The sequence below is a fragment of the Macrococcoides caseolyticum genome, from assembly GCF_002902665.1.
Taxonomy (GTDB): Bacteria; Bacillota; Bacilli; order Staphylococcales; family Staphylococcaceae; genus Macrococcoides; species Macrococcoides caseolyticum.
Map to the genome: position 1 here is coordinate 1 of NZ_PPRM01000034.1, position 21,367 is coordinate 21,367.

Genomic DNA, 21,367 nt, shown 5'->3' on the forward strand with positions numbered 1-21,367 from the left:
ACATTATTTATTTTAGAATGTGATATGAAGTACCCGATACACAATACGATTGATAAACCTATAATTATAATTCCTGATAATTTGTTATTCATATTAAACTTCTCCTTTTTTATAATCCACAGCCGAGACTACCTTTGACATTAAATTTTTTCTCCAATGGACTGAACCAATCAACAGCTGCACTTATAGTATATTGATTATTTTTTAGTGCATCTAAATGTAAATGTGGACCACTTGTATAACCTGTATTACCAGAAAGTCCAACTTGCTGTCCTGCTTTTACAGTATCACCTTTTTTTACTAACACGCCATTTAATTTTAAATGTCTATAGTTCATATATAAGGTTGGATTGTCTTTAGAGATTACAGTGACGTGATTATCTTTACCTAATAATGAGCTTGACAATCCACCAACCGTATATCCATTTACTGCCTCAACTACCTTACCGTCAGTGATTGCGTATATTGGTGTGCCTTCTGGCAATGCTATGTCTATTCCTGGATGACCAGGATATCCTCCGATTTTACAAGTAACACGATTCAAAAGTTTTGGATCAACGGGTGAACCAATTGCTTTTCCATCTAATGTCCCAGCAGATGCCTGTGATAAATATCGCATAACATGTTCAACATATTTAGGGTCACCATAACTTGTCCATCCTGTTTCTTTTGCCATTTTCTTTGAAAACTGTTGTGCAATATCTTCAGAGAACTTTGAGCCTTTCTCAAAAAAGAAATCTAAAAATCCTTCACCAAAATTGTAACTTTGTAGTGCTGCTTTCCAATTGTCATCTCCAATTTTTTTTGCTTTAGATTTATTTAACACTTTTTTATATGCCGACACTCCTGCTTTAATTGATTCCGTCGGACCTATTGTGTTTGGTGGTAGTCCTTTGCTTTCCGATGCTTGGAATATATCCGACACACTTCCTCCACTTTCCTGTGCACAAATTGCTAGCATGACATTTAAATGACTTTCATCTACACCTTGAGATTTAAGTTCTTTTTTTATTCTGTCTGAATGTTTGGTACATCCTTCAGGTAAAGCTACTCCGTCAATCGTACCCATAGATGATGATTGTTCTTGTTCATATCCTTCATTTGATCCACCTAGAAATAAGAGCATACAAATTAGAACTATCGGGACAGCAGTTATCAAAGCAATTGTGAAAGGTGTAGATGACGTTGCAATTCCTGCAATCCATAGCATTATTTTTTTTCTTGTTGCTTTCTTCAATTTATTTTTTAGAAATTCTATCATTTAATATCCTCCAATAAAAAAAGACACCCTTAATAATAAGAGTGTCTGTAAATTTTATTGCCCCCCACTAAATCGACGCAATTGTTCTTCTGATACATCATTGTGAAAAAGCGTATTGTTTGCACCTTGTATGCTTACGATTGCTTCACCTTTTCCTAGCGTTGGAATGATTTCGTACTCACTTTCTTTTATTGTTTCTCCTAATACATCTCTTACGGAATCAATATCTGATCTATCAATCTGAAAGAAAAATTTATATTGCGTTAAGGCAAATATTTGTTTCAGTTGAGTTGTTGCATCATTATTACTGTTTTCAGGTAGTAACTGCTTAGGCGATTGTGTCGCAAAAATAACTCCTGCAAGATACTTACGCATTTCTTTCATAAAGTTAACAACGAATTCAACTGTATTTAAGTTATTTACATTTACGATATTTTGACATTCATCAATGAATACCATAAATCTTCTAGCGTTACGAGGATCAATTTTACCGTCTTCTATCATCTTCTTATATTTTTTCCCGTTCTTTAAAGCTTGTGACCAAATTAAAGATAACGCTACGTATAACTGACATTTAAATACGTTTGGTGATAACTTTTCAAGCTGTTCTATGTTATAAAATACAATCTGTTCTTCGTCCATGTTAGGGACAGTCGTGTGGCCATCAAAAACACCACCATAAACATTAATCATATTATCTAAAGTTGTTAATATTTTTTCTTTAGTTACTCGTTTTTGACTTGTCATCTTAGATTCATCCAGGTTATGAATAAATGCTCTAAATTCACTCAGTATTGGATATTCTTCTGGTCTGTGGCCTGTAACTACCATTTGCTTTCTTTTACTTCTATCAGCCGTCCATAAACCTACGTGGATATAAAAATCATTAAAGTAGCCTACACAATCCATTAAATCTGTATCTGTTAAGTCACCATTCATCAATGACATCTGCATTTGAAGTTTTGATAAATGTTGAGTGTAACAGGCTTCTTCATTAATCACAAGATCATAACCTTCAATATCAGGATTATCTTCTTTGTCAAACGTTGCTGTAGGCAATATTTCAAGCATGTTAATCATGCCTTGTGATCCATCCAGTGATATCATCTTGCCCCCCTGTTCACGTACAACTTGCCTGAAGTCTCCTGCTTTATCAAAACCTCTAATGAAATGATTTCTTGCAAACTGTTCTTCTTCGATTACTTTTAGAAAAGTAGATTTACCACTTCCCATCATCCCAAAGACAATCGAATTAAATGACTTTCTTACGTTATCGACTTTAAATAAGTCTAGGTATACAGGACCACCTGTTTCAGTCGTACCGATAAATGCACCATGTTCATCGTTGATTGACGTATGGTCAAAGGGATAACCACCCCCAAGCGTTGATGCTGGAATCTGTTGTCCTTCTTTAAAATTCACACCATGCACTTGTTTTTGTCTGCCATATTTCATAACCAAACTTTGCCAGTTTTCTTTTGTCTCAAAGTTCATTACTTGTGATTTTATACCTCGAGCTTCTAAATCAACTCGTATTCTGTGAATTTCGTTATCTAATTGTTCAAGAGTTGGTTTATAAATAAACATTCTAACAGTAATCTTTTTGATTTGTTCACCTAAATCATTGATCATATGAGATACACCTAAAAGTGTCTGATACTTATCTGTAGATGAACTTTTTGTCATAGCATCTGCTTTATTATCTTGAATACGAGCTGATTGTTCAGAAAGCGATCTCTTTAAGTTTTCTTGTACCTGTTCTCTGTTTGCTGTAGAGATATCTTGAACAGTGATGACACCCTCACGATTTACGATGTGTCGCATCCAATTGTCATATACTGTTGATGGATAATCATATATCGTCAAGCATGCTTCATAGCCATCACCTTTTTTGATGTAGTTTTCATGAAATGATATGCCCCCCTGGGGCTGTGTCTTAGCAATAAATTCTAAATCATAATTATCTTCTACAAAATCATCAATTTTCTGCTTAACAATCTGTTCATCTTTTTTCTTAAATCCAAACATATTTCATTCTCCTTTAATTTGAAAAGCCACGCATCTCAATGAGTTACATAGCTTTTATATAGTATGTTGCATAATATATAAAACATAAAACATAAAACATAAAACAATTTTATATATATTGTGTGTTCATGTTATTCAATTGAAACAGTACATTCGTTTTTTTCTTTTGTGATAGAGGATTCTTCCTTAATAAGCCTCCTGAAGTCTGTCTGATGTTATCTTTAACGACAGACATACCTTTTTTACTATCTGCATATACAAACACATAATGATCCATCTCTTTATGTGTTTTTGCTGAAATCTGTAAACGTCTGATGTTATCCTGTTGATATGCACGTTGTAACGGATTTGTAGTTGTTTCATATTTATGTAACCAATATAGCTGTTGAGCTTCAGAATCTGAAGGATATTTAAATGAAATGACTTTGATATCTTCTATATTGATACGATAAAATGATGCAAGTTGTGTCATTAGCTGCGCTTTTTCATCTGCATTGATTGTATTTAGTGCATGTGTTTCAAACTGATATATTTCTGCATAAGTGTTATCTTCTAATAAAAGATAACCTTCTTTTGTTATCTGTTTATAAGGGATAACATGTAATATATTTAAATCAATCGTTCTATCTTTATTTTTCTTTCTTTCATTTCTATCTCTTTTAATCGCCACTTTTTTTGGCTCGACAAAACCTGACATTCGTTATTTCATCTCCTTTTTAATATATTTCGTATAATCTAAACTTCTGTAACCATTCTTATCCATCCTGAACATAGACGCGATTACTAAATACATCGGCTTATCAGGGTTCGTTTTAGGCTTTGCAATCGCAATTCCACCTATAAGAAATTGAATAATTACAATAATAGTTGTAAGTATTGGGCCACCATCTATAAAGTTTGCTAACATGAAACCCAAAACAACGAATATAATAATGACAATGATATCTTTTAAAGTTGTTTTTCCGATGATTAATATATCTGCTTTCATATCCTTTGGTATTGTATATCCTTGATTTTCAATATTTTTACTCATTTTTTCCTCCTATTTACTTAAAATAAAAAAGGCATTTGCTAACGTATGAGATAGCAAATGCCTTTTAAACATTTTTAATGATATAATATTAAAGCCGTCTTTACTTCCATAGGCGAGTTCTTATGGAAGGAGGTGATCTCTGTGGAAATAATCTTTGTTGACATTATTGCACCGATTCTTGTCGGTGTCGTCCTTGCGTTGTTTTCTAACTGGTTAGATCAACGTAAGTCGTAAGACGGCATACCAGCACCTAAAAAACCCCCTAACTGTTTGCCCAGTTAGGGGGTTCGGTGTTTCTGTGAAAATAATCTTTGTTATTATCATTATATCTTAATTAATAGATTTTTACAAACATGGATTACATCTTGTAAATATCGTTGTACCGATGCTTATCCAGTCTTATTTTACAAACCCATACTAATCCGTGGACTATATCCTTGTTAATAATATTATACCTATCAAATTTTACAATAGCATAAAGTATAATATATGCTTTATGTTTTATTCTTTATCTATTCCTTTAAATAAAGTGTTTGTATCCTGTTTTTGAACAGTGACTTTTTCAAGTTGTTGATTTACATGTTGAAATGCTGTTCTCTGCTCTTGTGTAAAGGTGCCTGTATTTTGCTGTATCACTTTTTCAAATACTGCTCGTTCCTGGTTAGTCACTTTTAATGGTGATGATATTACTTTCTCCATAATCTGTCTTTCTTCAGTGTTCATATTTGATCCCTGTGATTGAACGAATGACTGCATAATTGGTTTTACATCAGATGATACTGTGCTTCCCAACTGCTGATTTACTTGCTGAAACGCTGTACGTTGTTCTTGATTCATATTACCTGTATTTTGACTGACAACTCTTTCAAATACCTGTTTGTCTTGACTTGTCGCTTGTGATGGATTAGAGATTACTCTTTCCATTACCTGTCTATCACCATTACTCATACTCAATCCTTGATTCTGTATAAATGATTGTATTGCAGGTTTAACATCTGGTGCGATCGTACCATTCATCTGTTGTTGTACATTTTGAAAGGCTGTTCTCTGCTCTTGTGACATATTACCTGTATTTTGATTGATAACTCTTTCAAATACTTGTCTGTCTTGACTTGTTGCTTGTGCTGGACTTGAAATTACTCTTTCCATCACTTGTCTATCACCATTACTCATACTTGATCCTTGATTCTGTACGAATGATTGTATTGCAGGTTTAACATCTGATGCTATCGTTCCATTCATCTGTTGCTGTACGTTCTGGAAGGCTGTTCTTTGTTCCTGATTCATACTACCTGCATTTTGACTGACAATTCTTTCAAATGCCTGTCTATCCTGGCTAGTTGTTTGTGACGGATTAGAGATTACTCTTTCCATTACTTGTCTATCACCATTACTTATACTCAATCCTTGATTCTGTATAAATGATTGTATTGCAGGTTTAACATCTGATGCAATCGTGCCATTCATCTGTTGCTGTACGTTTTGTAAGGCTGTCTTCTGATCCTGGTTTAAGTTACCCATATTTTGACTGATAATTCTTTCAAACGCTTGTCTGTCTTGACTTGTTGCTTGTATCGGATTAGATAACACCCTTTCCATCACTTGTCTATCTTTTGTGCTCATTTGATTATCATTTGATAAAACACTTTCTATTGCTGTTCTATCTGATGCAGTTACACCATTATTTCCTGTCTGTAACAACCTTTCTATCGCTAATCTATCTTCTGCTTTTAGATTACTGTTACCATTAGATAGAACACGTTCTATCGCTAACCTATCTTCTGCTGATACATTAGAAGGATCACGTATTAATCTTTCAAGTGCTGTTTTATCTTCTGAATTTATATTATTTCCAAATTCAGTGAGATATCGCTGTACTGCTGTTTGGTCTTCTAGTTGTCCTGCATTAGATGTATGTCTTAAAACATTTCTTAGGATGTCTCTGTCATTTTCACTTAATGATCCCGAATTAGATAATCTTTCAACTACATTTCTTTCTTCATCTGATAACCCTGAATCTCCACGTATTACTTTTTCTAATACATTTCTTTCTCCTGTTGTTAATAAGCCTGAATTGTTATCGACAACCTCACTTACAGCTTTTTGCATAGCTGAAGGTATAGCTTGTGATGTAGAAGTAGAATCTGCATAAGCTTGGGCATTTGCCTTACCTTCTGCAAACGATTCAGTAAGTCCATTATCTATAATACTCGATTTAACAGCTTCTGCTGTATCAGTAATGCCAGTTTTCATTTTTGTCATAGCTTCATTCGATTTATTAGATACATATCCACCTACACCTGCAGAAGATAATTCGCCAGCTTCACGTGTCATACCTTTGATTGCATCTGCTGTTTTGCCACCAAAACGTTCAGCTAATCCTTTATGATTTGGATCTGCTTGTTTTTCACGTAGATTATTCACTCCATCTTTTGCTGAAGATACACCTTTACCTAACATCTTACCAGCACCAATCATGGCTCCACCAGCTGCTAAACTTCCCATCAGCGCTTTATATCCATCTTGAACACCAACGTCTATTCCTAGTAGCCTTTTGGCTGTTTCTGGACCATCTATAACAAATTTTCCTAGTGCGATCATGGCAACTGATATAATCCAAGGATTCCATCCTAAAGTCGTTATATACTGCATCGCAAGTAGATATAATTTCATAACAAACGCTAGAATTCCGATAGCTGCATAATTCATAACAAAGTCGTTCATAAATGTTTTCATCTTTTGACCTGTTGTAATATCTGTAGCTGCTATCCATGGTGCAATTAATTTTTGGAATGCAATCTCCATCATAAGTAACATCGTCTTGAACATCGCGAATATTAAGACGAATCCTAGCACTCCAAACTGAATGAACATTGTAAAGAAGTTTGCATTATATCTGTAATACCATTTATTCAGGAATCCCACCTGTCCGATAAATTTAAATTCGGCAGGTTTAATTTCTTCAAAGTTAACTCCACCATCTTCACCATCTACAATTTTATGACTGAACACATTTCTTTCAAGTGAACTTAACTTATAATCTCTATCTCCTGCTTCTTCAATCCCATCTGAATCTTTCGAGGCATTGATTAGTCCTGAAAAATCTTTATTCTTGATATTGGAGTTTGAAATATCATTATTGATATATGTCTCTTTATTCAGCTCCCAATCCATTTCACGACTTAGATACAGTAGGTCTACTGTATTCATCGCAACAATCTGTGTCGCAAAGTTCTCTGATTTTAAGGTTTCACCACTCCCTGCATCCTTTCCAGCCTGTACAAGTTCTGTTGAGATATTGTTTAACTCTGTTGTCAGATAAGGTATCCCTAATATCAGGCCAAAAGCAAGAAGCACATTCATAAATACATCGCCCTTCTTGATGCCACGACCAGACATAATAAGATAACCTATCCATATTAGAGACATTGTAAATAATGCCATCGCAATTGGCATCACAACATCATTCACTCCATCCATGGCCTCACTTTCAAAGAAACCATTGAAGGTCAACATTTTATCTAATCCTTTTTCTAGTATTGCTATAGTCGCATGACAAAATAGCACCATCCCCCATAATACTTTGAATAGAATCATCCATACCCAGTCCTGCTGAACAAAATATTCTTTATATGTTTCTAATATATCTTCATAGCTCACTATTTCACCCTACTTTCTATTTATTCATAAGTCTTTCTTTTGCTATCGCTTTCTCCAGTTTTTCTAATTCAGCGTAAGCTTCATTTTGTTTTAATTCATTGAATGTATTCTCAAAAGATTTCTTATCCATTTCAATTAATTCTTCAAACATTCTCTTTGGTAGTAACTTTTCTAGTTCTCCTGTTATGATATTCACTATGTTTTCATCAAAATATTTATCTGAAATAAATTTCGATGGTTCAACTACTTCAATCGTTGATTTTTGGCTTAATGGATTTCTTACTGTCTTCTTTCCTTCTTTAATCTCTCTTAATTTCTGTGTAATTCTTGATGCTGGACTTTCAATTTCTTCTGCACTCCATCCTTTATTCTGTAAGATACGCTGAATCGTACTTGAAATAACATCTTCCGATTGTACTTCAAGTAATGCGTGGTAGAGTTCATAATCATTAGTGATTTCCTTACAAATGCGCATCAGTTCTTCTTTATTTTCTTTATCGAAGTATTCAAGACTTGCGATATATCCTTTTGATATCACTGTGACTTTTTCAGGTCGTTCCTTCCAGTTAATTCTATAGTCGGATAGCTTTAACTTTCTATGATGCGAAGGTATATCAAAGTCTGCAAACTGATTAGCTGGCTCAAAATCATTTGCTAGATAACGGAATCTGAATGGTGTCTGTGTTTCATTATGATTATAAATAGGTTCTGGTCGCATCGCTTTCTTCTTATTATCCAGTGATTTCAAGAACCTTAATATCACCTGTTCTCCTTGAACAAATTTAGGTAGTAAATCAGCTTCAATAATTGGAACTTGCTCTATACTATCTGTTTCACTGATTTCAGTATTAAACATTGATCCATTTCTATTTCTAGTCGTGGATGTCACTGTCTTCATGCCACACTTAGCAGCTATTTCATCGTTCGTTTCCTTATTTGTTGATTTAATGTAGATATGAACCTGGCAGTTATCTTTTATTGTGTCAGCATCCTCTTTACCATATTTCGCAGGTAGCTGAGTATAGCCTTGAACATAAAGTTCAAACAGTATATTTCGCCCTAAACAAACGGTCATAATATTTGCCATATCATGTATTGGTGGGAAGTTACCAAATTCATCTAACCTGAACTTAACTCTCTGATGACATTTACCACCACTTTCTGAAGCTCTTCTCGCAAGCATCGTATAAAGCTGTGATATAAAGATACTCGCTACAACATGAATTGAGCTGTCATAATCAGGTACAACCATAAATACTGCTATTGGTTTTTCACTATAGAAACATGTCGTTTCAAGTATGCCTGTATTATCTTCAACTGGCTTCAAATACGCAGTTTTAGGATAAATTCTATCTCCTGTGTATTCATCAATTTCAACCTTTACAAATCCAGGTGCTTCACGATAAAAGATATATTCAAATACATCTCCTAAGATTTCTATTCTAATAGTTTCTCCTGGTTTCATCGTACGTTTAAAGTTATTTTCCATATATCCAAGTGAGTCTACTTTAAAGTTTGCTCTTAATTCATCTTTTTCTCTGTAACCGTAGATCACTACGCCACGTTCATACATGTATTTCAAATCAAATTTAACTCTCAGTCGTTTATTAAACCCAACTCTTGTAAAGTCAACAGAGTTTGCCGAACCCATTTTAGAAAGTTTTTCTGATGTAAATATCTGTAGTGTCGTAGATGCTACTGTCAGAATACTTGATCTTGTATTTCCTCCTGCAAAGGCACTTGTCGCATATTGTTTCTTCGCAATGGAGCCATCAGGTAGTGACATAATATATTCATCTAATCTGTTTATAGATTCACCATCTTCATTCAGATAGTTCTCTGTTTCTGGCCCTAAAGTATTTAATAAATCAACAACATTACGCATCGTAATACGTTCAGGTTTTCCTTCTTCTAATGCTCTGTGAATAACAGTAAAGATTAACGCATTAACTAATGATGCAGCTGCATTGTCCCAGAATGGATCTGAACCTTTCCCTGGAAAGAGTGTCTTTGTCAAAGATACGCAATACTGTTCTGCCTGTGCAAAGTCTCCTTTGATATATTCCTGTTTGATAATCTCTAGCATGTTGTAACTCATACCGTCATCGGGATTTACCAGGTTCAATACTTCTACGTCATACCCTCGCTTTCTTAATGTTTCATAGCTCCCTGCATATAGTTCACCTTTAGGATCTGCAAATACTAAAGATGGCTTGTTCTTTGCTCTCGTATCAATATCTGTCGCTGGAAAAACCAATGATTCACCTTTACCAGATCGTGATGTACCGATAACAGCAACATTAATTGTATCTGTATCAATTAAGAACTTGCCGTTATAAAAGAATTTATTAAAGCCACGCATCTTTAATAATGCTGGCAGATCATTAATATGCGTCATGGGTACACCAGGATCACCATCATATTCCAATGTTTGCTGAGGTACTGATTTATATTGCCTTTTTAATTCCCTGACTGTCGCAAATCTTGAAGTGCCTTTCTGACCATAATTCATTTTTCGATATTTCTTATAAAAACCAAATATTTTATTCTGAAAGAGATAGGAAAAGATAATAAATAAAATAGCCCAATACAACAGATGTTGTGTTGGGCTTGTTATCAATAACTTAAACTTTTCTAAAGAATTGACGTGATCTGTAAAAAATTGAGTGTTGTAACTGATAATCATGTCGATTTTCTGCCAGATATCTACATCCTTATTTTTAGGTATTAATCTGACAAAGTTTTCTTTAATACCTGAAAAATAATTAACGATTAGATTAGATATTACTGCTGTAACAAAAAAGACTGTGATCGAAAATGTATACATAATCCTTCTGTCAGCAACTAACTCCTTAATCTTAAAGGGTTTTCTTTCAGATTTTATAATCTGCTTTTCTATTGGTTTCTGTTTATTTGTTGCGATTAATATATTATCTAACATCTTGTCACCTAATTTCTTAGAATGCTTAGAAAGCTAAATCTTCATCTAGTTCTTTATCACTGATATCACTATAAGTAAAGTTGTGTTGATATACTTCATAGTCAAGTTCATCTTCTTCATTAACATTTACATTATTTTCTTCTGATTTTTTACTTTCTTCTTTTGCTTCTCTTTTTTTCTGTCTTTCCATCTTCAGATACAGCATACGTTCTTCTGCATCTTCTGATTTCTCCTGTGGCACAATGCTCGTTGCAATAAAATATGGGTGTGGATACGATGGATTGCTATTATCTCTTGATTTAAAACTGTCAATCGAATACTCAATCAATATCTTCTGTCCTTCAACTAAATATTTAGAAGCATATTCTGCAACATGACCATATAGGTGGAATGGTAAAGTTGTGTAGTATGACCTGTATTCTACTTCTTTTGTTTCCTTATTTACAAACCTTCGTTTATCCATAACATTTAAGTAAATTTTTGCTGTAGACACACCTTTATCATTTTCTTTTAATTTTATGGAATTCAAGATAAATCCTAATATATGCTTGCCTCTTAACATATTAACCATTTAAAACCCTCCTTTATCTAAAGCTCTATTTATTTCTTCTAAATATTTTTCAACTACCTGCATATCTTCGATATTATCCATAACTTCAATAAACAAAGATTTTAATGGGTTATGCGATGGCTTTTGGTTAAAATATTTAAATAGGTTGAAAGTTTCTTCATTTTTGGTTGTTAATGATTTAATACTACTGATGAATGCTTCATAGCTTTTCTTTTGGATAAGTGAATCATATGTGATGATTGTTATAAGTGATAGGAGTTCAGCATCATAATCTCCCGTAGCTTTTCTGATAAATGCTTTTGAAAAAGATTTTACTTGTTCTTTATATTCATCTGTATTAATTTCCTCTTTAGATACTGAATCATATAGCTCGTGAAGTGATTGATCTAAAGAAGTTTTTAAATCCTGCTGTTCTAATGTATCTTCATTATCCTTATCAGGCTCACTTACTTCATCTATATCATTTACTAAGTTAGTTTCGGTTTTAGGTGCATCTACCTCTTGTTCTATTTCATCTTCTACATTTACATTAGATTCATCATTAATAGATTGATTTGTAACTACCTTATTTTCAGGTGATTTTTGAATATTTTGGACTAGCATTACACCTTCACTTTTAAAAATACTATTGATATCTGTCTTAATTTCAATAATTGGTATTCTATTGTATAAATTGAATTCAATTTCACAATTTCCTTCATCATTTCGTACAATTGAAACATCAATCACAACATTTAATGTATAATCACATAATTTAATGAGTGATTTTAATTTATCTAATCTGTCTTTATCGTCAACCGATTTTTTCCACTCAAATGTATAATCTCTGTTAGTCTCACCAACTGATCCAACTAGTAACAATATTGATTCTTCATTCTCTAAACTTGTAACACTTTGTATCTCTTTAACATTTACTGGTATTTGAATAATCGTCATGATAGGTTCTCCTTTTACTATAATTGTGATTCAATCTCTTTTTTTATTTTTTCATCTTTAATATCTTTAAGAATTGCTTTTGTACTTTCTTTATCTTCCTTATCAATAAATAGTTTTGCCATTTTCTCTAAGTCATCCTGGCTGATTTCTGATTTCTCTTCATAACTCATGGTCTGATATGTCTTGATAAGATCTTCAGTATTTCCGTTAGCCAGATAAACTCTTATTAAATATTCTTTATCATTTGTCTGTTTTGCTAATTCAACTGCATCAATAAAATCTTTTTCAGCTAAAGCCTTATCTTTCAGCTCATCTTTTTTATTAGGGTTAACTTTATACGCCTCTATAAAATCATGATTATTTACAAGCATTTTATATTCTTTGTCATCAGAATCTTTAGCAACTATTTCTTGGTTATCTTTATTGTTTTTATCTCGGTCAAAATACCCATTATTTTCAGCTACGACATAACCTGTGCCTCCAATTAATGAAACAATAAGTGCACTTGTCAATAATTTACCTAATTTATTATCTGTCTGCTTTGATGCAGGTTCTACTACATTAAATGCCTCTTCCTTCTCTTTGTTTGGCATAATCTGAGTAAGATAATTAGATTTAATTAATTTATTCATCTGTTCGTCTTCTTTTTTGTAAAGTTCCATCTCAGTCTGACGTAGTTCAAGTTCTTGTTGCTTTAATCTGTTCGCATCTTCTTCAGCTGCAATCTTCCTTAGATGATTTTCTTCTTGCTTTAACTGTAGTTCATGTTTTCGAGCTAGTGCCTTCTGCTTAGCTATTTCAAGATCATTTGCGGATTTAATTGATTCATCTTTTATGGCATTTGCTTTTGAAATTTCTGCTTCAGCTTGTTTCATATCTAAATTAATACGTTCTTCTTCAAGTTTTAATGCCTTTCTTTCGTTGTCATTCTTTTCTTTTTGAAGTTTCAATTCATCACTCTTATTCTTATTTTGAATGATTTCTACACGTAGTAATGAAAGATTTTTAAATGTTTCAGAATCATATTTAATTAAGTTATAGTTTAATTCTTTTTCTAATGACGCTTTAAGCTTTAAAATTTCATTCTCTAATAATTTTATCTGCTGTGCTTTAAATGCTTCTACTTTTTCATTAAGTTCGTTATCCAGATCTTTCTTGCCACGCTCTTTTAACTTTTCGTTATCATCGTTTAATTCTTTGCGTTTTTCAGCTAAGCGTAGCTCCCTTTTTTCTTTCAGCATTTCTTTCTTAGTCTGATGTTGTTTTTTAAAGTCATCCATATCTTTTTGTAATATTAGATTATCTTCTTTTTCAAGCTGTTTATTTAGGATGTCAATAATCTCTTTATTTAGGGGTGCTTGTTCGTTAATCAGATTATCAATGTATTCTTTGTAATCTGGTTTATTTTCTTTATAGTATTCCTCTATTTTGTCCTGGATATCTTTTAAGCCACTATAGTAGTTCTCTTTTAATGAATTTATTAAAGCATTGGATTGATTTTTCAAATACTTCTGTTTCTCTTCTTCTCTTTTATTTAAGAATATAATTTCTTCTCTTTCGATTTCACTCATATTTTGTAGATCAGGCTTCTCAATATTGAGCTGTGGTACGTCTATATTAAATTTTTCATCAGATACCTCATTTTTTAATGCATCTTGAAATTTATCTGATATCTCATTAATATTTGATTCAATGATTTTTTCATCATCTATCGACTTTGAAGTATATATTTCAATCGTATTGTCTGAATTTATCTCATTCTCAGTTTCATTTACAGAAGCATTCAAATGAGTAGGTTTATTATCGTAGTTTTCTTTTTCTAATTCTTCTGTTTCGTATAATTTATCATCATTCACTGCATTTTCAATAATTTCTGCATCTTTTTGCTTTAGCTGAGAATCAGATAAATTTACAATTTCATTCTCTTTATGTAACTCATCAGATTTAGCAGAAGCAATCATATCAGCTTTTAATTCTTCCAGCTGATCCTGTTCTTCTTCATTAAATTCTATATTCTTTTCAGATTGTTTCTTTTTAAATGGACTTACCTTGCTGAATATACTAACTTTTTTTAGCTTTCCATTTTTTACACTTTCATTAGTAGCTACATCATAATCTTCTGATTCCTGTAGTGCCCCAAAAAATTGCTTTTTATAATCTTCAGACACACCTTTTTCTTCTGCATTTCTATCTTTTAAGGCTTCATACTCTATGATTGATTTGATTGATTCTGGAGTATTTTTAGTAATTGCATAATTATTTAACATGAAATGTACAATGTTAGGTGCATCATAATCAACTATCTCTATATCAAATGTGTATACTTTATTTTTCTTATCAGCAGATTCTTTTAATAGCTTCAGTTTTTCATTAAATTCACTGAAATAATAAGTCTTCTTTGAAGTCAGATTAATAACCTTATTTATATCTTTATCCTTTGGTAAATTTGAAACTTTTACTTTAAATATTTTTAAATTTGACATATTGTATTCTCCTTTTAAAAAGTAATAAAAGAGAGGAAATCCTCTCTTTTCATTAGAATGTTACATTAGTTGTGATCCAGTCTATAATTGATTTAGCAGCTACGATTAAAACGACACCAATCGCAGTGTTTAACAGATATTGCTTTCCTTGTTGACTACCGTTAGCACCACCCCAGATAAACTGGTAACCTGCCATTGCGACACCAATTGCCCCTAATGCGATACCAATTAATTTCAATGCATTTGATAGCTTTTTTAATCCTCCGATAATATTTTGTACAGCATCGTTGTACATAAATAAATGACTAAAATCGAAGTCTCCTAACACTGTTAATAATGTTAGTAAATTCAAATCTAATATTGTATTCATCTTATTGCTCCTTTAATTGTTTTTTGTTTGATCATCTTTTTGTTCTAATACATCTGTTTTTTCCATAGTATTTTTATTGCTTTTTTTGTCCGTCGCGATTTTCAATACGAGCTCTAAAGCTTTCTGTGATTGATAATCTTTTTCAATTTCTTTAAAAACTTTACCTTTGTTCAAGAAATCGAGCTGTAATTCATTTGTACAGTCTTGTTTAAACTGATTGAAGTCTAAACCTGCATTTTCTACAATTGCTTTAACCTCTTGTGTACTTAAGTTCAATGTCTTATCTCCTTTCTATAAATTTATATAAAAAAGACCAGTACAAAAGTACTGATCTTGATTACTTCTTATTATTCTTCGCTAAATTTTTTACGATACACGAAGTATCCTACTGCTCCAAATAAGGAGATTGCTGCACCTGCATATAGTAAAAAGTCTAATGACTTACTACCTGTATGAGGTAAGATACTTTGAGTTTGTGGTTTTTCAATCTTTTCTACCGAAGGTTTTTCAGTTGTCGTTGGGACAACTACTGATTCAGGTTTTTCTGTCGTAGACGTTTCTGTTGTTGGTGCTCCAGTAGTTGGTGCTTCTGTTGTCGGTTCCTCAGTAGTCGGTGCTTCTGTTGTCGGTTCCTCTACTTTAGGTGTAGTCGTAACATCCACTTTATTAGATTCAATCTCTTCTTCTACCACTTTTCCATCTTTATCAATTCCAACGATTGCTTTAGCAGTATTTGGAATGACTACTTTGCCATCTTCACTTGTATACTTACTTAAATCTGCATCTTTCTTGATGAATGTATCAATTGCTAATGTTAATTTTTGACCGATATACTTACTGCCATCTTTTGCTTTCCATGTGATGATTTCTTTCTCTTCATCAATCGTTAATGTACCTTCAGCTGTAATATCTTTACCATCTTTATCAAATACTTTAGCTGATTTTGCCTCTAATACATCTTCCAGGTCATCAATAACAATAACTTCTTTAACATTTTTGTCATCAGTAACTGTTGTTTCTATTGAATAACTATATGATTGACCTACTTCTAACGTATCATCGCTTGCTGACTTTTTAACAACTGTCTTAGATGGATCTTTTAATACAGTAACATCTACTTTATCTGATGATGTCGTTGTTCCATCAACAATTACATCAGCTGTATTAGGAATCACGAAATTTCCATCTTTATCTGTGTATTTAGATAAATCAGCATCTTTCTTAACTTGTGCTGTAATTTCTAACTTTAATTTCTGTCCTGCATATTTTTTCGCATCTTTTGCTTTCCACTGTACAGATTCTTTCGTTTCATCAACCGTTAATGTACCCTCAGCTGTAATATCTTTACCTGTAGAATCCAATACTTTTGCTGACATATAGTTTAATTCATCTACCAGATCATCAGATATCACAAGTGATTTCAACATCGGATTATCTGTAACAACTAAATCAACATTGTATTTATAGTCTGTACTACGTTTGATATTCGTTTGATCTACTTGTTTACCGTCTGCCTCAATGACTGATTTATCAATCGTCGTTGCTTTAGGTTTAAATACTGTAGATGTCGCATTAGTTTTCTTTTCACTACCATCTTTGATTACTGATGCTGTATTCGGGATATTGAAACTACTATCCTTATAATATTTTGACAAATCGACAGCATTATTGATTTTTGAAGTCACTACAACTTTGTAAGTATTGTTATAGAATTCAGGTTTTGATAATATATCTGCTTTCGATACTAGAGAAAGGTTGTTTCCTGATGTCTTATTATCAAACCATGATGTAACGTCCTTATTGTTTCGATCTAATACTTTAATATCTTTAATACTGATTGAAGGTTCAATCGCATCTTTGATTTCATAAGATTTATAATAGAAGTCTTCATACTCATCTGGCACTGTATGACTGATTGTATAAGTGAAATCTTCATTTAACTGATTGAGTACATTTGTCTGCTTATCTTTCTCATCGCTATCTGACACTGTCTTATATGGTACAAGTAACTCTGTTGGAACAGGTTTCTTATTGATATAACCATATGTATTCCCATGTTCGCTTGCTGTATAATCTAATTTATAGTTGGCACCATCTTGGAGTTCTATATATCCACTATAATCTTTTGTAAACGTTACATCAAAGCTGTCTCCGTTAAATAACATTGTCAGCATCGCAAATTGATCTTTCTGTGATGATAATTTATCTGGTGATGTAAACCACGTAGTACCATTTTTAGTCTCAGTTGTTAACCATGTATCCTCTGAAACATAAATGTTACCTATCTTATCCATTGTTGACTGTGGAAATCCTAATCCTTGTACAGAATCGATGTCCGTAAATGTCATATATCCACCAGTGACTTCTTTTGCAGGTGTTGTTGTACCACTGTAAACATATTGATAATTCAATGACACATTGTCATATCCACCCTGATTAAAGCTGACAGACTTATCATCAAAACCAAAATATTGACCACTTGCGACATTCTTCGTTTTTGTCCAATCAGTTACCGTAATAATCAAATCTAAACTTTTACCATTAAAATCTCCCACATTTGTATATGTTGCTTGAATTTTACCTTTAGCTGTGTCGGGTACATTGACAATATATGAACCCTGCGTTCCATCTGCATTAGTAAACGTTTTGATGTATTTCTTTGCAACACTATTGTAAGTTAATGTAGAATCTTCATTAAAATTCGCAATTACTGCGTACTTTGCGTCAGCAACTGTATCAGGTCCTGGTACTTCTACCTTAGGTGCAGTTGTCGCACTTGCAGCATCTACCTGATGTGATACTAATAATGGTGATGCGATAACACCTGTTGCTAGAAGTACCTTTAATGTCTTGTTTTTCTTGCTTACTAAATTTTTATTCATTCTATATTCTCCTCTAATTTAAATAATAAAAAAGCCATCAAGTAATTTCCGTTACCTAATGGCTATGTCCCTTAAAACAGTTATTCAGTTGGTGCTCGCGGGGAATTCATATTAGCTACTCCTTTCGTATTTATTAATAAAACCCCAATTACAGTTACATTTGTAATTGGGGTATAATGGAATAAAATATTTAATTGGTGGTGACATTTATGCTCTATACAGATGTATATAAATACTTTGAAAAATTAGATGAAAATTATTATATGGGCGATTTTACTTTTAATGGTTATGCAATAAGAATATGCCTTTCTACATATAAAAATAATCCTTTTTTGCGATTATTTGCAACATGCCTGACGCAAGAATAATGAAAGACATTATATATAGACAGTACTCAAATGGTGACATTTATATTAATAAACAATGGAATCCTGATATGCTTTCCCATGCTATGTTATTAATTGAAGGTATTGGTAATAGTAGATCATTTGACCCTTTTTATGAACGATTAAAAGAATATATCTTACAAGAACAATTATATATAAGTAATAAACGAAATATATTAGCTGAAACTAATTCTACAGTTAGAAACAAAGATAACTATATTTACTACAAAACACACCGAAGAACTAACATGTCTTCTAAACAAGAAGCAAAATGTTTAGATATATTAGGTAGTTCAGCTACTAATTATTTAAAATCAAGACGATGTACTGCTGTATTTACAGATAATATATTTGATAAGAAAGATTTTAAATTTGATTTCTAATTAAAATTAACCGGTCTTTCCAGTTCGTAAAATAATTGTGTTTCATCATCAATTAAAATTAGTGAATCACTTGTTTTTTTAGTCACTTTATCTTTAGATATATTTTTAAACCAAAAATTATTATCTTCTCCAAACGAGACAGCTATTTTCATATTTTTATCTTCTTCTGTCCTGGTTAATATATTATATCTATTGATACTTTCATATTTTATTGCATCATTTGTTTTTTCGTTGATATTTTCCAATACCACCACTCCTTTCAATAGTAATAGCCCTTAGAATCAATAATAATTATCCTAAGGGCTTTTTATTCAAATATTGGTACCATACTTATAAGCTTATGACTAAGTTCACGATGATTAATCTTGTATATCTGTTCTTCATAATTAAAAAACTCTAAATCATTATGATTAATTGGTATTAGAATCATCTCTTGAATCATAACTTCATCATCATATATGTTTACACTTGTTGTTAGTTTATCTTGATAAACATGACCCAAAATTGTATTTTTAACATTTGATTGATATGAATCACTTGCTGTTGCTACTTCTAAAATAGGTTTACTGGAAATAAAATTTTGTATATATTCTCTTTTATATCTAAGTACATAAATAAAATAATTAATTTCTAACCCATTTGATACTAATTCATCATATTGTTCATATCTACCTTTAAGTTTCCAGCACTCTGTTATTTTATATCGAGCTATTTCATATTTTTCTTTTAATTCTTTATTATAATCATCAACCCTATTCTTTCTATCATCATCATCTTTTTTAGAAACAAAAATATTATCATATAATGAAGATTTGCTTCTTTCTATAACATTAAATTCTTTGCAGTTAATTCTATTAATAAAGTCATCATATGGTGAAAAATCTTCATCATCTGGTACAAATGATATACCTTCTTTTACTTTACGATTAATTAATGTTCCAGCACATAAATATCTTTTATTAGGATAAGGCGTAATAATCTTAAACTTATTTGCTTTTAAATACTCTTTTTGTGTTTTTAAAGAAGTAACTTTAATTTCAAAATCACTAGATCTTGATTTTATATTCAAATCAAATGTTAAATGGTTGATATATAAACGAGGACAAAGTGTAATAATTTTATTAATATCTTCATTGTCTGATATATTTAGTTGTCTCATTCTACGTTCTAAAGGTGGATCAAAATAAAATGTAGTATTTTTATCAATGAACTTCGCTTTATTGATATTCATTTACTGCACCTCCCATTTCTATTATTTATATTTTCTTCTTATTATTAAATCCACTTTTATTCCATAAATAATTCGCATAGTCGCTGCGCTGACACGTATGTCTCTTATACATCTGATCTACAACGATATGTATATCTTTTCTACTTCTACTACAGACCATCACAATTTCAAAACGATTCCATGTAGTCATACTAACAGCCATTTTTTCAGTAAACATCTTGTTTGACCGTATACTCTGGAATCGTTCTTGCAAATCAATATTTACAACTCCATTTAGTTTCATACCATATATTCACCTCCTAATAAAAAAAGGGATTTAAAATCATTAATTGACTTTAAATCCCTCTTTTACTGCTTTATCTATAATATTCATTGTTCTTTCTAATTCATATCGACATGTTAAAAGTTTTTCCTGAAGACAATAATTTTTTATACAGCAAATAGAATATGATTAATATAAGCATTATAATGATTATCATGCATAACTCAACCTGTAATCATAATTGCTTTTATTATTTAGTATTTTGTCATTTAAAATCTATCTAGCAAAGTTGATACAGCATTTTTAATTTCAGATATATCTTCTAAATACATTTCTTTCATAATTATCAATTCCTTTCTTTTTAAAAATTTATTTAACTACCTTAAGCAATCATTATTTGAATTATTGATATAATTATCACAAGGAGGTGGTAATTATGAATAAACAAATAGTAGAAAACTATTGTAAAGTAGCTCACAACGAAAATTTGAAATTGTTATTAAATGTTGGAGGACAATTAATAACAGGTGATTATTTCGACATAGAAAACGCTGATTTTTCCGCAAGAGAAAATATATTTGAAACTGTTATGGATAGAATCAATTTAGATCAAGTTAATTCTGATATTTTAGTGCTAACGAATGTTCAAATAAGATATTCAGAAGATTCATATGAATCTTTAACATTCTTAACAATTTCCATGAGCTCCATTGATAGCATATCAATTCCTTAGGTTCAAATGACTATTTTTACGCATTTCTAATTTTCTAAGAAGCTCAGACTTTATTAAATCCTGAGTTTCTTTTATTTCTTTTAATATTTCTGTTTGTAGCTTCATTTCCTTTAAAATATCCTCTGAAATATCATTATTTTGCAACTACATCATCTCCATACTTTATTTTATTTATATTTTCTAGCAGATTGATTTGTGAACACTTAT

At 31.7% G+C, this 21,367-nt stretch carries 20 protein-coding genes; 4 read left to right on the forward strand and 16 right to left on the reverse strand.

Annotated elements, in window-relative coordinates; genetic code table 11:
* Window positions 1-109: 109 nt before the first annotated feature.
* The 4 genes from CD152_RS06170 to CD152_RS06185 form a co-directional block, all read right to left on the reverse strand.
* Complete coding sequence (locus CD152_RS06170; RefSeq protein WP_103214515.1) at window positions 110-1,261, reverse strand: lysozyme family protein; 1,152 nt, start codon at window positions 1,259-1,261, stop codon at window positions 110-112.
* A 54-nt stretch (window positions 1,262-1,315) separates the two neighbouring features.
* Window positions 1,316-3,289, reverse strand: coding sequence for a VirB4 family type IV secretion system protein (locus tag CD152_RS06175; RefSeq protein WP_101141010.1), 1,974 nt, complete (start codon window positions 3,287-3,289; stop codon window positions 1,316-1,318).
* 109 nt (window positions 3,290-3,398) lie between these two features.
* On the reverse strand, window positions 3,399-3,986 hold the full coding sequence (locus CD152_RS06180) for a hypothetical protein (protein ID WP_012655848.1): 588 nt from the start codon (window positions 3,984-3,986) through the stop codon (window positions 3,399-3,401).
* Between the two features lie 3 nt (window positions 3,987-3,989).
* On the reverse strand, window positions 3,990-4,322 hold the full coding sequence (locus tag CD152_RS06185; protein ID WP_103214516.1) for a DUF5592 family protein: 333 nt from the start codon (window positions 4,320-4,322) through the stop codon (window positions 3,990-3,992).
* 141 nt (window positions 4,323-4,463) lie between these two features.
* Between CD152_RS06185 and CD152_RS11745 the strand changes: the two genes are divergently transcribed.
* Entirely contained in the window at window positions 4,464-4,556 is a 93-nt protein-coding gene (locus tag CD152_RS11745; protein WP_146034098.1) for a type I toxin-antitoxin system Fst family toxin, read from the forward strand.
* Window positions 4,557-4,823: 267 nt separating this feature from the next.
* On the opposite strand, the gene CD152_RS06190 is transcribed toward CD152_RS11745, so the two are convergent.
* The 8 genes from CD152_RS06190 to CD152_RS06225 form a co-directional block, all read right to left on the reverse strand.
* A complete protein-coding gene (locus CD152_RS06190) occupies window positions 4,824-7,982 on the reverse strand; it encodes a pLS20_p028 family conjugation system transmembrane protein (protein ID WP_197932726.1) in 3,159 nt (1,052 codons plus the stop codon).
* A gap of 16 nt (window positions 7,983-7,998) precedes the next feature.
* Window positions 7,999-10,923: a VirD4-like conjugal transfer protein, CD1115 family gene (locus CD152_RS06195; RefSeq protein ID WP_103214517.1), complete on the reverse strand. Its 2,925-nt coding sequence runs from the start codon at window positions 10,921-10,923 to the stop codon at window positions 7,999-8,001.
* Window positions 10,924-10,948: 25 nt separating this feature from the next.
* Window positions 10,949-11,494, reverse strand: a complete 546-nt coding sequence (locus CD152_RS06200) for a hypothetical protein (protein ID WP_012655908.1) — start codon at window positions 11,492-11,494, stop codon at window positions 10,949-10,951.
* A complete protein-coding gene (locus CD152_RS06205; RefSeq protein WP_103214518.1) occupies window positions 11,495-12,430 on the reverse strand; it encodes a hypothetical protein in 936 nt (311 codons plus the stop codon).
* Between the two features lie 17 nt (window positions 12,431-12,447).
* Window positions 12,448-14,913 carry a hypothetical protein gene (locus tag CD152_RS06210; RefSeq protein WP_103214519.1) on the reverse strand — a complete coding sequence of 822 codons (2,466 nt, stop codon included), beginning with the start codon at window positions 14,911-14,913 and terminating at the stop codon, window positions 12,448-12,450.
* Window positions 14,914-14,965: 52 nt separating this feature from the next.
* Window positions 14,966-15,283, reverse strand: coding sequence for a TrbC/VirB2 family protein (locus tag CD152_RS06215; RefSeq protein ID WP_103214520.1), 318 nt, complete (start codon window positions 15,281-15,283; stop codon window positions 14,966-14,968).
* 12 nt (window positions 15,284-15,295) lie between these two features.
* Complete coding sequence (locus tag CD152_RS06220; RefSeq protein WP_103214521.1) at window positions 15,296-15,559, reverse strand: hypothetical protein; 264 nt, start codon at window positions 15,557-15,559, stop codon at window positions 15,296-15,298.
* A 71-nt stretch (window positions 15,560-15,630) separates the two neighbouring features.
* Window positions 15,631-18,165, reverse strand: a complete 2,535-nt coding sequence (locus CD152_RS06225; protein WP_103214522.1) for an isopeptide-forming domain-containing fimbrial protein — start codon at window positions 18,163-18,165, stop codon at window positions 15,631-15,633.
* A gap of 209 nt (window positions 18,166-18,374) precedes the next feature.
* On the opposite strand from CD152_RS06225, the gene CD152_RS11845 reads away from it, so the two are divergent.
* A complete protein-coding gene (locus CD152_RS11845) occupies window positions 18,375-18,533 on the forward strand; it encodes a hypothetical protein (RefSeq protein WP_169926167.1) in 159 nt (52 codons plus the stop codon).
* Entirely contained in the window at window positions 18,533-18,934 is a 402-nt protein-coding gene (locus CD152_RS06230; protein ID WP_103214523.1) for a hypothetical protein, read from the forward strand. The genes CD152_RS11845 and CD152_RS06230 overlap by 1 nt, the downstream gene beginning before the upstream one ends.
* Here the strand turns inward: CD152_RS06230 and CD152_RS06235 are convergent.
* The 3 genes from CD152_RS06235 to CD152_RS06245 form a co-directional block, all read right to left on the reverse strand.
* Complete coding sequence (locus CD152_RS06235) at window positions 18,931-19,179, reverse strand: hypothetical protein (RefSeq protein WP_103214524.1); 249 nt, start codon at window positions 19,177-19,179, stop codon at window positions 18,931-18,933. The genes CD152_RS06230 and CD152_RS06235 overlap by 4 nt on opposite strands.
* Before the next feature lie 62 nt (window positions 19,180-19,241).
* Window positions 19,242-20,165: a hypothetical protein gene (locus CD152_RS06240; RefSeq protein WP_103214525.1), complete on the reverse strand. Its 924-nt coding sequence runs from the start codon at window positions 20,163-20,165 to the stop codon at window positions 19,242-19,244.
* A 25-nt stretch (window positions 20,166-20,190) separates the two neighbouring features.
* Window positions 20,191-20,448, reverse strand: coding sequence for a hypothetical protein (locus CD152_RS06245; protein ID WP_103214526.1), 258 nt, complete (start codon window positions 20,446-20,448; stop codon window positions 20,191-20,193).
* 415 nt (window positions 20,449-20,863) lie between these two features.
* Between CD152_RS06245 and CD152_RS06250 the strand changes: the two genes are divergently transcribed.
* Window positions 20,864-21,160: a hypothetical protein gene (locus tag CD152_RS06250; RefSeq protein ID WP_103214527.1), complete on the forward strand. Its 297-nt coding sequence runs from the start codon at window positions 20,864-20,866 to the stop codon at window positions 21,158-21,160.
* On the opposite strand, the gene CD152_RS11850 is transcribed toward CD152_RS06250, so the two are convergent.
* Window positions 21,149-21,304 (reverse strand): hypothetical protein, encoded by a 156-nt coding sequence (locus CD152_RS11850; protein WP_169926168.1) that lies wholly within the window; start codon window positions 21,302-21,304, stop codon window positions 21,149-21,151. The genes CD152_RS06250 and CD152_RS11850 overlap by 12 nt on opposite strands.
* Between the last annotated feature and the right edge of the window lie 63 nt (window positions 21,305-21,367).

What these genes read in the sequence shown, in the direction of transcription:
- CD152_RS06250 (WP_103214527.1), top strand. Translation starts at nt 20,864, where the DNA reads ATGAATAAACAAATAGTAGAAAACTATTGTAAAGTAGCTCACAACGAA.
- CD152_RS06205 (WP_103214518.1), bottom strand. Translation starts at nt 12,430, where the DNA reads ATGACGATTATTCAAATACCAGTAAATGTTAAAGAGATACAAAGTGTT.
- CD152_RS06180 (WP_012655848.1), bottom strand. Translation starts at nt 3,986, where the DNA reads ATGTCAGGTTTTGTCGAGCCAAAAAAAGTGGCGATTAAAAGAGATAGA.
- CD152_RS06195 (WP_103214517.1), bottom strand. Translation starts at nt 10,923, where the DNA reads ATGTTAGATAATATATTAATCGCAACAAATAAACAGAAACCAATAGAA.
- CD152_RS06225 (WP_103214522.1), bottom strand. Translation starts at nt 18,165, where the DNA reads ATGAATAAAAATTTAGTAAGCAAGAAAAACAAGACATTAAAGGTACTT.
- CD152_RS06175 (WP_101141010.1), bottom strand. Translation starts at nt 3,289, where the DNA reads ATGTTTGGATTTAAGAAAAAAGATGAACAGATTGTTAAGCAGAAAATT.
- CD152_RS06170 (WP_103214515.1), bottom strand. Translation starts at nt 1,261, where the DNA reads ATGATAGAATTTCTAAAAAATAAATTGAAGAAAGCAACAAGAAAAAAA.
- CD152_RS06185 (WP_103214516.1), bottom strand. Translation starts at nt 4,322, where the DNA reads ATGAGTAAAAATATTGAAAATCAAGGATATACAATACCAAAGGATATG.
- CD152_RS06240 (WP_103214525.1), bottom strand. Translation starts at nt 20,165, where the DNA reads ATGAATATCAATAAAGCGAAGTTCATTGATAAAAATACTACATTTTAT.
- CD152_RS06230 (WP_103214523.1), top strand. Translation starts at nt 18,533, where the DNA reads ATGAAAGACATTATATATAGACAGTACTCAAATGGTGACATTTATATT.
- CD152_RS06215 (WP_103214520.1), bottom strand. Translation starts at nt 15,283, where the DNA reads ATGAATACAATATTAGATTTGAATTTACTAACATTATTAACAGTGTTA.
- CD152_RS06245 (WP_103214526.1), bottom strand. Translation starts at nt 20,448, where the DNA reads ATGAAACTAAATGGAGTTGTAAATATTGATTTGCAAGAACGATTCCAG.
- CD152_RS11845 (WP_169926167.1), top strand. Translation starts at nt 18,375, where the DNA reads ATGCTCTATACAGATGTATATAAATACTTTGAAAAATTAGATGAAAAT.
- CD152_RS06200 (WP_012655908.1), bottom strand. Translation starts at nt 11,494, where the DNA reads ATGGTTAATATGTTAAGAGGCAAGCATATATTAGGATTTATCTTGAAT.
- CD152_RS06210 (WP_103214519.1), bottom strand. Translation starts at nt 14,913, where the DNA reads ATGTCAAATTTAAAAATATTTAAAGTAAAAGTTTCAAATTTACCAAAG.